Origin of the sequence: Shewanella sp. Isolate7 (genome assembly GCF_022398425.1) — a bacterium.
Classification (GTDB): Bacteria; Pseudomonadota; Gammaproteobacteria; order Enterobacterales; family Shewanellaceae; genus Shewanella.
The window spans coordinates 13069-28307 of record NZ_JAKEVJ010000031.1; the positions used below are offsets into that span (position 1 = coordinate 13069).

A 15239-nucleotide genomic window follows, 5' to 3' on the forward strand; every position below is an offset into this window, starting at 1 on the left:
CGTAAAAGGAGAAATAAGATGTTGCCACGCCCGTATCTCAGGATGAACCAGACCGACCTTTGCCCCCCGAGGGGGGCGTTTTTTTCTCGCCAGCGTCTGGTACTTGCCGCCTTGGTGTTAAGTGTTACTGCGCTCGGCTCGGCGGCGCCTGCCTTTGGGCGCATGAGTCAGCTATCCGAACCTAATGTGCATGGCGCCAGATTTGACGAGCAGCTGCATCATTTTGACCTGCCGGCAGCCGACGAACCTACTCTGGGGCAGGGCGTGCTCGAGTATCGTCTAAATGGCGTTCAATTGGGCAGTGATCTGCCGGCGACGGCGCTGGCGGTGGATACCCAGGTGCAGATGAACATCTCCGGCTGGATCAACCGGGTGTCGGTGAAGCAGGTGTTTGTCAACGACACTGCCCACTGGCTTAACGGCCGTTATCAGTTCCCGCTCCCCCATGATGCGGCGGTCGACAGTCTCAAGTTGCATATTGGCCAGCGGGTGATCGTCGGTGAGATCCAGCCCAAGGAGGTGGCCAGACAAACCTTCGAGCAGGCCAAAGTAGAGGGCAAGAAGGCGAGCTTGGTGAGCCAGCAAAGGCCCAATATCTTCACCTCTGAGGTGGCTAATCTCGGGCCGGGAGAGGCGTTGGTCGTTGAGATCGCCTATCAACAGCAGGTGCGCTATCAAGATGGCGAGTTTAGCCTGCGTTTCCCAACGGCCATCATCCCGAGATACTTCCCCAAGGGTAAGGCGCAAAACTTGGACCATGAGTCAGGCGTCGTTAATGAGGAACGGCCGCATTTGGCAACTTCTGTGAGCACGGCACCTGACGAGCAGAAGCTCTATCTAGATGTGGTGCTGGATGCCGGCATGGCGATCGGTCGTCTGGAGACCCCTTATCATCAGATGCGCCAGACCCAGCTTGGCGGCACCAAGATAGGCCTGAATCTCACCTCTAGCCTCAGGCCTGACAGAGATTTTCTGCTCAAGTGGCGCCCACAGCTTGCTGAGCAGCCGAGCGCCGTGATGTTTGCTCAGCTGGGCAAGACACATCGGCAGCTAGCCGTTTCTACCGCTGGTAATGATGAGGCGCAGAGCGATGAACAAGGCATGCAAAAACTTGCTCAGAAAAACAGCTACGCCCTGGTCATGCTGATGCCGCCTCAGGATAAGGCACGCCTGCGTCTACCAAGAGAGTTAACTTTGGTTATCGACACCTCGGGCTCCATGACCGGCGACTCTATCGCTCAGGCCAAGTCGGCTATCTTAAATGCCTTAGCCGGGTTGAGTAGTCAGGACACCTTCAATGTGATCGCCTTTGACAGCAGCGTGCGTAGCCTGTCGCCGGTGGCGCTTGCGGCCACCGCCGCAAACCTGGGCAAGGCCAACCTGTTCGTGCAGAGTCTTGAGGCCGATGGCGGCACCGAGATGGCGCCTGCGCTGCTGCGGGCACTGAGTCAGCCGGATACAGGCGTTTCGGCCATTGCTTCTTCGGGGAGAGCCGAGCGGTTGAAGCAGGTGGTGTTTATTACCGATGGCGCCGTGGGCAACGAGGCGTCGCTGTTTGCACTTATCGCCGCCAATATCGGACATCAGCGTCTGTTTACCGTAGGGATAGGCTCGGCGCCGAATGGCTACTTCATGGAGCGTGCCGCCAGGGCGGGACGTGGCACCTATACCTATGTGGGCAAGATCAGTGAGGTGGACGCCAAGATAGGCGAACTGCTGGAAAAAATTGAATCGCCTCAAATAAGCGATGTGACACTGACCCTGGATGATGGCTCTATTCCCGACTACTGGCCGGTACAGATTGGCGATCTCTATGCCCATGAGCCCATCATGGTAGCGATGAGGCTAACCCCTGCGGAGCGAGCCCGAAGCGATGCCCTGATCATCTCGGGCGATCTCGATGGCAAGCACTGGCAGCGTCGCTTGGCCTTGGTGGGGGGCGAGAAGCCAAGGGGAATCGATCTTATCTGGGCGCGCAATCAAATTGCCAGCCTGCAACTGAGCAAAAATGTGCAGAACCAAGCCGCAATAAAAGAGCGTGTCACCCGACTGGCGATGGATTATCACCTGGTCAGCCCCTACACCAGCCTGGTGGCGGTGGATAAAACCCCTTCACGCCCCGAAGCGATGGACGCCTTGGAGCTGTTTAAACCCGCGCCTATGCCTGTGCAATCTCAGTGGCCACAAACCGCTACCGAGAGCCGTCTCTATCTGGCGCTGGGGGCCATGATGTTGCTGCTTATCGGCGCCTATTGGGTGAGTTATCTTCCCTGCTTGCAGGGGCTGTGGCGCAGACGCCAGGAGGCCTGATGATGAATCGTCGCAGACGCCTGGGACTCAGGCATGTCCTGCTGTTGACCGCACTGATGGCGGCCATGACACTGATCTTTAAAGGAGGTTATATGCAAGCCAAGGCACATTTTGCTCAGTTCTTGATTGAGCGGGCATGGGATAGAACCCTAGCGGATCGTAAAGCCCACAAGCCATGGAGCTGGGCCGATACCTACCCGATAGCTAAATTGCATTTTGCCGACGAGCAGGGGCGGCGCCGTGGTGCGCCCCTCTACGTGTTGGCAGGCGCCTCGGGGCGCAATCTGGCCTTCGGGCCTGCCGCGATCCTGGCGGATAATCAGATCAATCACTGGGGCAATACGGTCATTGCCGGTCACAGGGATACCCATTTCGCCAGGCTCGAGGGGATCTACCCGGGGCAGGTGATCACCCTGCAGGATGCCTCGGCGCAGGTAGTGAATTATCGCGTGCTGGGGACTCAGGTGGTGGATGAGCAAGATACGGCGCTGCTGGCTCAGGAAGATGCCCTGCGCCTAACCTTAGTGACCTGCTACCCCTTCGATAGCTTAGGCGGGCAGAGCCGCCAGCGTTTCGTGGTGATTGCCGAGCCTATGGCGGGGGAGGAGGCGCTGGCGACGCGTTTACCCGCATCATCAGAGCCAACCCAGTCATCGGGTCGACTCCAATCGTAGGCACTAGAGGGGCATTACCCGATTTCGGCCCAGTTTTTTGGCGTCATAGAGGAAACTATCAGTGCGCTCGATAAGCGATTCGAAGGTGTCATTTGGCTGCCATTCGCTGACCCCGAAAGAGGCGCTAATCTTATCGATTGTCTGATTCTTGCGTCTGTCCTTGAGGGAGATCTTCTCCAGGGCTCGGCGCATGGCATCGGCCAGATGGCGGGCCTTGCGTTGATGGCTGTTAGGCACTATGAGGGCAAATTCTTCGCCGCCATAGCGATATAATTTGACCCCGTCACGGCAGGATTCACCTAAGCGCTTGGCCACCGCTTGTAACACCTTGTCGCCGAGATGGTGGCCATAGGTGTCGTTGAAACTCTTGAAATGGTCCACATCGGCCAAGATCAGGCAGGTGCCTTCAGGGCTCTGAGCCAGTACGCCCTTAAGATCCTGATCGAAGGCGCGGCGGTTGAGCGCGCCTGTGAGGGCGTCATGGTAAACGTCTTGTTCCGATTGTTTCAGAGCTTCTCTCAGGGCGGCGATCTCTTCCTGGGCCTTGTCTAGGCGACCGGTAAAATACTCTGTACTTTGGCGTATATCATCGGATTCTTTCACCAGATCCCGTACCAGCCCCAATACCTTCTCCAGGCTCAGGCCTTCTTCCTCGATGCGATTGAGACGATTGAAGTTGCTGTCGACCTTCTGCTGAAACGCGGTGGCGTCTTGGTTGGTATCCTTGATCGACTGTGACAGCTCTATGGTCATGGCCTCCAGATTCTGGCGCATGTTGAGCACGTTAACCTCGCTGGGATCGGCAATATGCTCTCGGTAGAGCAGCTCGGCAGTGACCGGCGGGCAGGTGTTGTGTTCATTGACTATCTTATCCATCTTGGTGATGAGTTCGGGGTTTTGCTGGCCGACGTAGGCATACCACAGGGCATAGTTGGTGGGGGTCGTCGGGATCTGATGCTTGAGCATCAAGGGGACCGCTTTCTTAAGGTTGATAGCGGCTTCGCGTAGCAAATCTTTGCTCATTTCGACTCCAGGATAAGGTGATCTCGGCGGCGCCATACAGGTTTCGGCGCTGCAAAACAAGCCTTAGGGCGCAAGTTGGCAGGTCGTTTTCTTAAAGGGTGGCTATGTAAAGCATAGCTACCAAGTCGACTCCCTGCCTTTCTATACTCGTGAGCCTTAATGCAGACTTTGTTGATTTGGCGCCCATTTTAACCAATCGGGATCCACTTTGGGCTGCAGGCTAAAGATCTGATGCTGACCGATGCGATTTTGCTCTGTGGTCGCCGATTGTGTGGCCACGCCAATACCACCGGCGATGATGGTCTCCAGTGAGCCGGTTTCGATCTGTGCGCCGGAGAAGAGGCCGAGATCGACCTTGATTCCCGACAGAGCCCAGAACTGACTGCTCTGATTGATCAAGTGACGATACCCGCTTGCCACCTGGGCTGTCATCTCGACCTGGGTGCCAGTGGCGGATAGTTGTACCTGCTTGACTTCGCCTATCTTGATACCGCGGAAGATGATAGGGGTGCCTATCTTAACCGAGCCCAGGTTGTCATCCACCAGAGTGAAGGTGAGTGCGTCTTGGGCGAGTAATGCCGGGGACTCGACGCTGCCCATAAAGTCATGCACTGTGTTGCCACTCTCACCCGGTAGCACGAACACGTAGGGGCCGGTAATTAGGGTCTCGGCGGCCGTGATGCCTGAGAGGGAGATATTGGCGTCGACGATAAAGTATTGGGCATCGTCGGCCAGGAAAGGCGCTGCGTAGTCGCCATAGAGGTAGGCGTCGACGCTGACACTGTGCAAGTCTTGGGATAGTTTAACCCTCTCGACTTGCCCTATCTGATGGCCCTGATAGCGGATCGGCGCGTGGGCACTCAGGCGTGTGCTGGCATCGAACACTATGCTGATGGGGGTTGCCTTAGCGCGGGCCAAGGTCTCTGAGCCATAGAGGTGGCTCTGGTTCCCGATATCGTCTTTGTCCAGTAGCCCAAGGGATACGCTGCCCTTTAATGCGCCCTCTAGCGGCGCCACATCCAGCTTGACGCCATTTAGGCTGGCATCGACGCTCAGGGCACTGTTACGCCAGAAGATGGTGCTTGGCTTAACCAGCGAGGCAAACTGCTTGTCGATACCCAGTTCGATGGCAAAGTCTTCGCTGCTGGCGCGCCAGTTGACTCCTTGCACCTCACCGATCTGCATCTTCTTATAGTAGATAGGGGAGTGGGCGGCGAGACCGGCACCATCCGGACTGGTAAGCACTATCTTGAGGCGATTCTGCTTAGCCAGATACCCCTCGGCCTGCTTGGCATTGGCAAACAGCGGCAGTGATCTCTTAGGATTGACTAATTTCTTACTGCGGCCCTGCATCAGGCTGATGGCGCCTTTGGTGAGGGTGGACAGATCCCGGGTATTGACGTTGATGCCGTCCAGGGAGGCATCGATCGCCAGCGCCGATTCGGCAACGAAGTAGCTCCCCTGATGGATCAGCTTGGCAAATTCGGGCCAGATCTGGATGCGGTAGGCCAGGCCGGAAAAGTCAGGTTTAAACTCGACGCCGTCGACCTGACCTATGGGCAGTTGTTTGTAGCGCACCTCGGCGCCTGCGCTGATCCCTGGGTTTTCCTCGGCGCTAAGGCTGAGCAACAGCGGCGGCTGTGTGTGCTGCGGGGCCTTGGTCAGCAGTGGGTAGCTGGCCTGATGTTCGCCGCTGCCGGGCATGAAGGCTACCACATTCCCGGTAACCAGTCGGCTGGCATGTTTGATGCCGCTAAGCGATAGATCGGCGCCTTCGAGCCAGAATTGACTGTCTGTGCCGAGAAGCTCGGCATATTGGGTGGCGATATTTGCTTCGAAGGTCACGCCCGACTCGGTCAGCTGGGTATGGGTGATCTGGCCTATGGTGATGCCGCGATAGACGATGTCGGCGCCTGTGCTTAGGTTATCTGCGTCATTGGCCGTGAGGCTGAAGCTAATGCCGCCCAGGGCATGCTCTTTATCCTCGAAGATGGTGAAGGTCTGATTGACGTTCGCCTGCTCGCTGCTACTTTGTGAAGAGAAGCTGACGCCACCGGCGAGGATGGCCGAGAGGCTCTCAGTCTTGACCTTGATGCCAGATAGTGACGCGTCCAGCGCCAGCCCGGAGACATTCCAGAAGCGTGAGTCCTGTTTTACCAGGTGGGCATACTTCTTCTCTATGTATGCGTTAAAGAGGATGCTGTCGTCGTTCACCAAGCGATAGCTGACTATTTTGCCGACCGGGATCTGACGGTAAAACACCTGTGAGCCCACATCCAAAGAGCCGAGGGAAGGGCTGGTGAGTTCGATCATTAAACCATCTGAGCCCGGCGCCACCGGCGGGGCCTGATCTTCGGCGGTAAACTCGTTCTTGTAATCGCCTTCGCCTGGCTGGATGGCGATATAGTTACCCGAGAAGAGGGCGTCTAGCCCTTCTACACCCGTGATCGATGCCTTAGGGGTCACCAGCCAGAACTTGGTCTCATCACGCAGGAACGGGGTCGAGCGGTAATCCATCAGCAGATCCACATAAACGCCCTGGAGTTGATCGTCGATACTGATATCAACCACCTTACCCACGGTTAAGCCCTGGTATCTGACCAGCGTCTTACCCACGTCTATCCCCGTGGCGCTGGGAAAATGGATGCGCACCTCGACGCCAGACTCGCGAATGCTCTTGATCCCGAGCCAAGCTCCCAGGGCCAGAGCGATCAGAGGAAGTAGCCAGATGGGAGAGAAGAGTTTTTTCTTAACGACTTTTGGTGTTTCAATTTGTGTCATCTTTCGATTCCAATCGGTCCCAGAGTAAACGCGTGTCTAATACTTTTGCGGCCAGCTGTGTTAGCAGAATCACCAAGGCGAAGGCGGTGGCCGCCGGCGCCGGCTTGGCATCCCAAATCTGTCCCATGTTAATGAGCGCCGCGGTAATGGAGATCACAAACAGATCCAGCATGGACCAGCGACCTATCCATTCGATGATATGAAAGCCTGCCATGAGCGTTTTTTTCGAGATCGGCAGGCGATAGCTGATCGCCGTCAGGTAAAGTGCCAGGCCAAAAATTTTCAACATGGGCACTAAGATACTGGCGGTAAACAGAATAATGGCAATAGGTAAAAGGTCTAGGTGCACCAGGTGGTTGATGCCGCTGAAGATGGTGTCCTGGCGTACCTGCCCCTGACTGGTCATGATGGTGATGGGGTAGAGGTTCGCCGGAAACAGCAAGATGGCGGCGGTGATCAGCAGCGCCCAGCTCTTCTGCACACTGGTGCGATCCCGGCTCTGCACCGCCTGTCCGCAGCGTGGACAGCTGCCCTGATCGAGATGGCACAGAAACTTACAGGTAGGGCAGTTGGTCAGCCCCAATGATTCGCCCTGGGGAGGCCTGCTGTGCTTACTCATCCAGCACGCTCCACATATGTTCTATGTCATATTCCCGCTGCATGAAGATCACCATGATAAACAACATGGTGAAACAGAAGGTGCCTACTCCGAAATAGAGGTCGGTGTAATCTGAGAGCTGAAATACCGAGACGAAGATGCTGATCATGTAGATCTCAAGCATGGAGAGTTGCGCCAATAAACTGTGCTGCTTCAGCAGCTTCTTATAGATATTGCGAAAGAAAGGGATCTTGAGTCGGTATTTGACGATCAGCACCTGGGTGAGTATCGATAGGATAAGCAGGCCAGGGGCGATCACCGCCGCCACCAATACGGCAATGCCCACGACCCAATAGCCCTGAGCGGCCACGGCCATGGCGCCTCCGGCTATGGTGGTGGTGCGAATGCTGCCGAGAAAATGCATCTCAAGCACAGGAAAAAAGTTGGCGGGGAAATAGAGCACCAGCGCAGTGATACACAGGGCTAACATGCCATTGACGGAGCAGTAGGGGGTATCATAGAGATTGGTATGGCAGCGTGGGCAGAGAGCCCGCCCCCCAGTTGGCAAGGCGCGTTTTCTCACGACCAGATCGCAAGCACGGCAAAGAACGATACTCTTATCTAACACCTCTGTTTTCATATCTGTTCTGGGGCGCTTCCTGTCATCTAAGGCTATATCAATAGTGAGAATTTCTTGATATAGACCAGTAATCTATTGCCTATAAGATATTACTATAGTCAATCTATTGAAATACCTAATAAGGTGGCGCCTAAATCCGGCGCCAATAGTTGCGCAGATTCTAACAGATAAAGTTTGAGACTTGCATAAGAAGTTGTATTTATGAGATTCTACAACTGTATATAAAAACAGTGCGAGGGCGAATATGGCAGTTATAACGAAATTTGTCGTAGTCAGAGAAGGGGTGGAGAAGATGACATTCACATCTAAGAAGGAGGCGGATGCCTACGATAAGATGCTCGATATCGCGGATAATCTTCTTCCTTTTATTGAGCAAGTTGATTTAGGCTTAGATGAAAATGCATTAGAACAACTTTGTTTCTACATGGCAGAACATAAAGATCAGCTCATGGGACTCTTGAAAGGCGGCCCCGCAACTAAGGCTGCACCGGCAAAGAAACCCGCCAAGAAAGCAGAAACGAAAGCTGAAACGAAAACATAAATTGTTAGGAAATTTGTATGAGTACACCTTGTTACACGACGCTTACCCGTCAAGTTGAAGCCCTGTTTAGCGGCGAAGATAACCTCGTCGCGGCGATGGCAAACTTCTCGGCGCTGCTCAACGAGCATCTGGATGATATTAACTGGGTCGGCTTCTATCTGCTGCAAGGTGATCAGCTGGTGCTGGGCCCCTTCCAAGGCAAAGTGGCTTGTACCCGTATTCCGATGGGGAAGGGGGTATGTGGCACGGCGGCCCAGAGTGATACCACTTAGCGCATCGAAGATGTCCATGCGTTCGATGGCCACATCGCCTGTGATGCCGCCAGTAACTCGGAAATTGTGATCCCACTGCGCCGTGACGGTCAGGTGATCGGCGTGCTCGATATCGATAGCCCCTCCTTCTCTCGTTTCGACGAGGCGGATCAATTGGGGCTAGAGTCCTGCGTAAAAAGTCTGGAAAAGGCTTTATTTGCTTAAACTACAACCAATTTTGCACAATTGATGGTCGCTTTCGTCTGGCGCGCCCTTATAATAGGCCGCTTGATGAATTCAAAAACACGCCGTGAGAATTTTCATTAGTTGAAATGAATACATGGCGTTTATTGACTGTAATTGATAAGGTATGTTGGATTGCGTGGTCGCCGCCTAGTGGCATATAAGCGACCCGATGTCTAACCAATATGAACGACACGCCAGTGCCGACGTTAACCCGGCGAGGTGATAGTCCCTTTTAAACTGTGGAAGTAATGATGGAATCAACAGAAAAGTTGACCGACACCAACGCAATTCTTGCGTATTTATATGAAACATTTCCTTTATGCTTTATCGCTGAAGGTGAAACTAAGCCTCTAAAAATAGGATTGTTTCAAGACTTGGCTGAAAGGTTAGCTGATGATTCTAAAGTCAGTAAAACGCAATTAAGAATCGCCTTACGCCGTTACACCAGTAGCTGGCGTTACCTGAAAGGGGTTAAGGCTGGGGCACAGCGTGTCGATCTCGACGGCAATGAGTGTGGCGAGCTTGAGCAAGAGCATATTGACCATGCACAGGCTACACTGAAGGAGAGTCAAGAGAAGGCTAAGGCAAAGCGTGCAGCGAAAGTGGCGGCAGAAAAGGCTGAGAAGCCTGGTCCTAAGTCTGAGAAGAAAGCCTTCAAGAAGCCACAGCCTAAGCGCAGCAGCAAACCAGCGCCTAAAGCGGCTAAGCCACAGGTTGAAGCCAAGGATTTAACCCCGGCAACACTGACCGAGTTGAAACCAAATCAACGTGTGAGTGTCAAACTAGGTAAATCACCTGTTGCAGGTGTTGTCCTGGACATCAAGAAAGAAGATGTTCAAGTACAGTTAGATTCAGGATTGACGGTAAAAGTCCCGGTAGAGCATATCCTGTTATAACTGTTCATCGTTTAAAAGGAGTAACTTGTTGATGCGAAAACTCACTCTGGCAGCATCCATTGCCAGCATCTTTGTAGGATTCTCGGCATGGGCACTGACGCCCAGTATTCCATCTAGCGAGTTGCCCTCTCTAACGCAAGAGCCGCAACATAAAGTAGCGAGCAAGCGAGTAACTGATAAGTATACTCGCTCTCATTACCATAGATTCGATCTGGACGATGCCTTCTCCGAGCAGGTGTTTGAGCGTTATCTTAAGCAGCTCGATTACCGCCGTAATGTTTTACTTCAGAGTGATATCGACAGTTTCAAGCCTTACGCCACTCAATTTGACGACATGCTGAAAAGCGGCGATCTCACCGCCGCCTATAAGATGTTCGACATAGTGCAACAGCGCCGTTATGACCGTTTTGCCTACGCATTATCTTTGCTTGATAAGGAGATGGACTTCAACGCCCCAGGTGACAGCTATCAGTATGATAGAGAGGATGCTGCATGGCCTAAAGATGAGGCCGAGCTTAATGAGTTGTGGCGTCAACGCGTCAAGTACGATGCCTTAAACCTTAAGCTGACCAGTAAAAACTGGGATGAGATCGTTAAGGTGCTCGAGAAGCGCTATAACAATGCTATCAAGCGTCTTAGCCAGACCAAGAGTGAAGATGTCTTCCAAGGTGTGATGAACGCCTTCTCTCGCAGCGTCGAGCCGCACACCAGTTACCTGTCGCCACGCAACGCCGAACGTTTCCAGATGGAGATGAACCTGAGCCTCGAAGGCATAGGCGCCGTGTTGCAGATGGATGACGATTACACAGTGATCAAGAGCCTGGTGGCTGGCGGCCCTGCGGCCAACAGTGAAAAATTGTCACCGGAAGATCGCATCGTGGGTGTCGGCCAGGAAGGTAAAGAGATTGTCGATGTGATTGGTTGGCGACTGGATGACGTGGTCGAGCTGATCAAAGGGCCTAAGGGCAGTAAGGTTATTCTGCAGATCCTGCCTAAGAAGGGCGGCTCTTCTGCCAAACCAATCGATGTGACCATAGTACGTGACAAGATCCGTTTAGAAGATCGCGCCGCGACCTCTGAGGTGATCGAGCCGGAAACCGGTAATTATGCCGGCCGCAAGGTCGGGGTGATTAAGATCCCAGGTTTCTACATGAATCTGTCTCAAGATGTCACCAAAGAGTTAGTCAAACTCAAAGAGGCCAAGGTTGAAGGTGTTGTTATCGACCTGCGCGGTAATGGCGGCGGTGCATTAACCGAAGCGACGCTGTTAACAGGCCTGTTTATCGAGCAAGGCCCAGTGGTGCAGATCCGTGATGCTAACGGTAAGGTGTCGCAAAATCGCGACAACGACGGCCGTGTGACCTATTCCGGTCCGTTGACCGTGATGGTAGACCGTTACAGCGCCTCGGCGTCAGAGATCTTCGCCGCCGCGTTGCAAGACTATGATCGCGCGCTTATCGTGGGTGAGTCGACCTTTGGTAAGGGCACAGTGCAGCAGCATAAGAGCCTGGGTCGCATCTATGATATGTATGACAAGCCTATCGGCCATGTGCAGTACACCATCGCCAAGTTTTATCGTATCAACGGCGGTAGCACTCAGCTCAAAGGTGTGACACCGGATATTCCGTTCCCGAGTGCACTCGAGCCGGGTGAATACGGTGAAGCCGAGGAAGCCAACGCCTTGCCTTGGGATAAGGTGCCTGTGGCTCAATACGGTACGCTTGGGGATATCACCCCCGAGCTAGTGACCAACCTCGATTCGCGTCACCAGCAACGTATCAAGAAAGATGTTGAATTTGGCTATATCGATCAAGATATTGCCGAGTTTAAGAAGAGCCACAAAGAAACCAGCGTCTCTCTGGTAGAGAAAGAGCGCGTGGCCGAGCGCGAAGCGAACGATGAGAAACAACTTGTTCGCCTCAACGAGCGCCGTGCGGTGGCAGGGCTAGAGGCACTTAAGTCTCTGGATGATGCCGAAGAAGATGTGAAGGCACCGGACGCATTTCTCGACGAGACAGTCTATATCACTCTGGATTTAGTGGATATGGAAAGAGTGGCTAAAAACCAGGCGAAATAATATTGAGCCAAATTTTTTAAAAACGCGCTATTGGCGCGTTTTTTTATAATCTTTTCAGATGAGGGAATCTAAATGGCACAGGTTAAGGCCAAATATTTAAAAGACTATCGCGCACCAGATTTCACGATTTCTCATGTGGATCTCTCTTTCGTGCTCGATGGTGCCAATACTCAGGTCACCGCGGTGAGTCAGGTGAAGCGTTTAAACGACGCCGCCCAGACGTTAGAGCTTGATGGTGAAGGGCTGAGCGTGAACCAGCTACTGCTTAATGGTAAGACTTATGATTATCGCGTCACCGATGGCCAGTTAAGCATAGAAACCGACTTAGCTGACTTCGAACTGACCATAGTGACTAAGCTGGATCCCCAGGCTAACCAGGCGTTAGAAGGTTTATACATGTCTGATGGCGCCTATTGTACTCAGTGTGAGGCAGAGGGTTTCAGACGCATCACCTATTTCCTGGATCGCCCCGATGTACTGGCGGTCTACAAGGTGCGTATCGAAGCCGACAAGGCGGCGTTTCCTTATCTCTTGAGTAACGGTAACCGCGTCGACCGTGGCGATCTTGAAGGTGGGCGTCACTTTGTTTGCTGGGAAGATCCTTTCCCGAAACCGGCATACCTGTTTGCCTTGGTAGCTGGGGACTTCGATCTGCTCGACGATAGCTTTACCACCAAGAGTGGCCGCGAGGTGGCCCTGCAGGTCTTCGTCGACAAAGGCAACCTGCACAAGGCGCACCATGCCATGGCTTCGCTGAAGAAGTCGATGGCCTGGGACGAGAGCCGCTTCGATCTCGAATACGATCTGGATATCTACATGATAGTCGCGGTGGACTTCTTCAACATGGGCGCCATGGAGAATAAGGGCCTCAACGTGTTCAACACTAAATATGTGTTGGCGGACAAAGACTCGGCAACGGACGAAGATTACCACGGCATCGAGTCGGTAGTGGGGCACGAGTATTTCCATAACTGGACGGGTAACCGTGTCACCTGCCGTGACTGGTTCCAGTTGAGCCTGAAAGAGGGCCTGACGGTATTTCGCGATCAGGAGTTTAGCTCAGACGTGGGCTCAAGGGCGGTCAACCGTATCCACGCCATTAAGGTCATAAAGAACCAGCAGTTTGCCGAAGATAGCGGCCCTATGGCCCACGCGATTCGTCCCGAATCTGTGATTGAGATGAATAACTTCTATACCGTCACTGTGTATAACAAGGGCGCAGAAGTGATCCGCATGATGCATACCCTCTTGGGTGAGCAGGGCTTCCAGGCCGGAATGAAGTGTTACTTTGAGCGCCACGATGGTCAGGCGGTCACCTGTGATGATTTCGTGGCGGCGATGGAAGATGCCAGCGGTGTGGATCTGACTCAGTTCAGACGCTGGTATAGTCAGTCTGGTACTCCAGAACTCACGGTTGAGGAGCGCTATGATGCCGAAAAACAGGAATATCGCCTGAGTCTGCGTCAACACACGCCACCGACGCCGGAGCAGAGTGAGAAGTTGCCGCTGCATATTCCGCTCGATCTCGAGCTTATCGGCAGCGATGGCCGCTCGCTCCTTAGCCAGGTCTTTAGTATCACAGAGGCAGAGCAAGAGTTGGTGTTTAGTGACATGAGCGAGCAACCTGTGCCTTCGCTGCTGCAAAACTTCTCTGCGCCGGTGAGGCTCAACTTCGACTATTGCGTGGATCAACTTATCCACTTGATGCGTTACGCCAGCAGCGAGGTGGCTAAGTGGGAGGCCTCGGCGGCACTCTTTAGTCAGGCGGTTTGGCAGAATGTGGCGCACCTTAAGGCGCAAAAGGCGATGTACGTCGACCCTCGTTTGGTCGATGGCGTCAAAGGTTTGCTGCTAGACGAGCAACTGGATCAGGCGCTGCTCGCCGAGGTACTTAAGTTCCCAAGCCTGAATACCCTGGTAGAGCAGGTGAGCCGAGTGGATCTCGATGCCCTGGCATCGGCCCGCGAATTTATGCTGGAGGAGATCGCCTCTGGTTGTGAAGATGAGTTGCTGGCACGTTATCGTGAGCTCTTATCTTTTTACAGCGCCGGAGCAAGGGCCCTTAAGAATGCTTGTCTGGGATTATTGCTACAGACCTCGGATGCGCATCAGAGCCTGGCGCAGCATCAATATGAGCAGGCAGCTAACATGACAGATAGCTTGGGCGCGCTGGCTGCGCTTAATCTCGAACAGTCTGAGTTGCGTACCAGCCTGCTGCAAGATTTTCAGCAAAAATGGGCCGACACCCCCTTGGTAATGGATAAATGGCTGACGCTGGAGGCGTGCTGTCCGGGTGAAGATCGCTGCGATGCGCTGCGAGAGCTTACTCAACACAGTGCCTTTAGCTTTGCCAATCCAAACCGGGTGCGCTCCTTGATAGGCGCCTTTGCGGCGGCCAATCCTGAGGTGTTCCATCGCATCGACGGCAGCGGCTATCGTTTCCTGACCGAGGCGATCATCAAGCTCAATACCCTGAACCCTCAGGTAGCGGCACGCATCATCACACCACTTATTCAGTTTAAGAAGTTTGATGAGCAGCGCCAGAAGCTGATGCGAGCAGCCCTGGAAGAGATTTTGGCCTTGCCGGATCTGTCGAAAGACCTCTATGAGAAGGTGTCTAAGGCGCTAGCTTAAGACCTTAGATTACGGTGCTAGATAAGCGCCTAGCCTATGCGTTAGCGATTGGCCTAAGATAGAGAGGGCGGGGTGCTTGGCATCTCGCCCCCTTTACTGTTAGATGATAGATTATGATGATATTTACCTTTCCCATGCAGGTGAGTTACCAGGAGTTTCTCAATTATTATCAAGGCAGTATCGATAAGATTGAGGTGAAAGACAGTTCTGGTAAGACACTGTGGATCCACGCCCGTCACTTCAGACCCTTTCTGACAACTTCCGGTATCAGGGGGTACTTTCGTCTACAACTCGATGATGAGGGTCAACTCGTTTCCCTCACCCAACTTTAAGGTTTTAGAGTATATACTTCAAACGAGTGATTTCGTTTCATCTCTGCCTTAGCTCACTAGGATACAAGTTTAATTACCTGTTTATGCTTGCTTTTTCAACGGACGTTTTTCATCTGGTACGACTTGTTATAAAGGATTTAAATCGTGTGTTTGAATTAATGTAAGCCCTTTAGCTTAAGTGTACAAATATCAAGGTAATTTTCTGTTTTTTCGCCTTGCTCATCACCCCTAAATGC

At 53.3% G+C, this 15239-nt stretch carries 11 protein-coding genes and 1 pseudogene; 8 read left to right on the forward strand and 4 right to left on the reverse strand.

Annotated elements, in window-relative coordinates; genetic code table 11:
- The first annotated feature begins 18 nt into the window (after positions 1–18).
- Together L1D47_RS09765 and L1D47_RS09770 are read left to right on the forward strand one after the other, a co-directional pair.
- Positions 19–2310, forward strand: a complete 2292-nt coding sequence (locus tag L1D47_RS09765) for a marine proteobacterial sortase target protein (protein ID WP_239884476.1) — start codon at positions 19–21, stop codon at positions 2308–2310.
- Positions 2310–2984, forward strand: a complete 675-nt coding sequence (locus tag L1D47_RS09770) for a class GN sortase (protein WP_239884477.1) — start codon at positions 2310–2312, stop codon at positions 2982–2984. The genes L1D47_RS09765 and L1D47_RS09770 overlap by 1 nt, the downstream gene beginning before the upstream one ends.
- 3 nt (positions 2985–2987) lie before the next feature.
- Here L1D47_RS09770 and L1D47_RS09775 read toward each other — a convergent pair whose 3' ends face one another.
- The 4 genes from L1D47_RS09775 to L1D47_RS09790 form a co-directional block, all read right to left on the reverse strand.
- Positions 2988–4007 (reverse strand): GGDEF domain-containing protein, encoded by a 1020-nt coding sequence (locus tag L1D47_RS09775; RefSeq protein ID WP_239884478.1) that lies wholly within the window; start codon positions 4005–4007, stop codon positions 2988–2990.
- Positions 4008–4163: 156 nt separating this feature from the next.
- Positions 4164–6788 carry an MlaD family protein gene (locus tag L1D47_RS09780; RefSeq protein ID WP_239884479.1) on the reverse strand — a complete coding sequence of 875 codons (2625 nt, stop codon included), beginning with the start codon at positions 6786–6788 and terminating at the stop codon, positions 4164–4166.
- Positions 6775–7407, reverse strand: coding sequence for a paraquat-inducible protein A (locus tag L1D47_RS09785; protein ID WP_239884480.1), 633 nt, complete (start codon positions 7405–7407; stop codon positions 6775–6777). Before L1D47_RS09785 ends, L1D47_RS09780 begins: the two co-directional genes overlap by 14 nt.
- Entirely contained in the window at positions 7400–8026 is a 627-nt protein-coding gene (locus L1D47_RS09790; protein WP_239884481.1) for a paraquat-inducible protein A, read from the reverse strand. The genes L1D47_RS09785 and L1D47_RS09790 overlap by 8 nt, the downstream gene beginning before the upstream one ends.
- 244 nt (positions 8027–8270) lie before the next feature.
- Between L1D47_RS09790 and L1D47_RS09795 the strand changes: the two genes are divergently transcribed.
- The 6 genes and pseudogenes from L1D47_RS09795 (at position 8271) to L1D47_RS09820 (ending at position 15003) form a co-directional block, all read left to right on the forward strand.
- Complete coding sequence (locus L1D47_RS09795) at positions 8271–8567, forward strand: YebG family protein (protein WP_239884482.1); 297 nt, start codon at positions 8271–8273, stop codon at positions 8565–8567.
- 17 nt (positions 8568–8584) lie between these two features.
- Positions 8585–9043: pseudogene (locus tag L1D47_RS09800) on the forward strand (GAF domain-containing protein).
- A gap of 272 nt (positions 9044–9315) precedes the next feature.
- Positions 9316–9960 carry an RNA chaperone ProQ gene (gene proQ, locus L1D47_RS09805; RefSeq protein WP_239884483.1) on the forward strand — a complete coding sequence of 215 codons (645 nt, stop codon included), beginning with the start codon at positions 9316–9318 and terminating at the stop codon, positions 9958–9960.
- 31 nt (positions 9961–9991) lie between these two features.
- Positions 9992–12037 carry a carboxy terminal-processing peptidase gene (gene prc / locus L1D47_RS09810; protein ID WP_239884484.1) on the forward strand — a complete coding sequence of 682 codons (2046 nt, stop codon included), beginning with the start codon at positions 9992–9994 and terminating at the stop codon, positions 12035–12037.
- Between the two features lie 72 nt (positions 12038–12109).
- Positions 12110–14671 carry an aminopeptidase N gene (gene pepN / locus L1D47_RS09815; RefSeq protein WP_239884486.1) on the forward strand — a complete coding sequence of 854 codons (2562 nt, stop codon included), beginning with the start codon at positions 12110–12112 and terminating at the stop codon, positions 14669–14671.
- Positions 14672–14787: 116 nt separating this feature from the next.
- On the forward strand, positions 14788–15003 hold the full coding sequence (locus L1D47_RS09820) for a DUF2835 domain-containing protein (protein WP_239884496.1): 216 nt from the start codon (positions 14788–14790) through the stop codon (positions 15001–15003).
- Positions 15004–15239 lie beyond the last annotated feature (236 nt).

Bases quoted from the DNA above. Each gene is read 5' to 3' on its own strand.
- L1D47_RS09765 (WP_239884476.1), top strand. From the start codon at position 19: ATGTTGCCACGCCCGTATCTCAGGATGAACCAGACCGACCTTTGCCCC.
- L1D47_RS09770 (WP_239884477.1), top strand. From the start codon at position 2,310: ATGATGAATCGTCGCAGACGCCTGGGACTCAGGCATGTCCTGCTGTTG.
- L1D47_RS09775 (WP_239884478.1), bottom strand. From the start codon at position 4,007: ATGAGCAAAGATTTGCTACGCGAAGCCGCTATCAACCTTAAGAAAGCG.
- L1D47_RS09780 (WP_239884479.1), bottom strand. From the start codon at position 6,788: ATGACACAAATTGAAACACCAAAAGTCGTTAAGAAAAAACTCTTCTCT.
- L1D47_RS09785 (WP_239884480.1), bottom strand. From the start codon at position 7,407: ATGAGTAAGCACAGCAGGCCTCCCCAGGGCGAATCATTGGGGCTGACC.
- L1D47_RS09790 (WP_239884481.1), bottom strand. From the start codon at position 8,026: ATGAAAACAGAGGTGTTAGATAAGAGTATCGTTCTTTGCCGTGCTTGC.
- L1D47_RS09795 (WP_239884482.1), top strand. From the start codon at position 8,271: ATGGCAGTTATAACGAAATTTGTCGTAGTCAGAGAAGGGGTGGAGAAG.
- proQ (WP_239884483.1), top strand. From the start codon at position 9,316: ATGGAATCAACAGAAAAGTTGACCGACACCAACGCAATTCTTGCGTAT.
- prc (WP_239884484.1), top strand. From the start codon at position 9,992: ATGCGAAAACTCACTCTGGCAGCATCCATTGCCAGCATCTTTGTAGGA.
- pepN (WP_239884486.1), top strand. From the start codon at position 12,110: ATGGCACAGGTTAAGGCCAAATATTTAAAAGACTATCGCGCACCAGAT.
- L1D47_RS09820 (WP_239884496.1), top strand. From the start codon at position 14,788: ATGATATTTACCTTTCCCATGCAGGTGAGTTACCAGGAGTTTCTCAAT.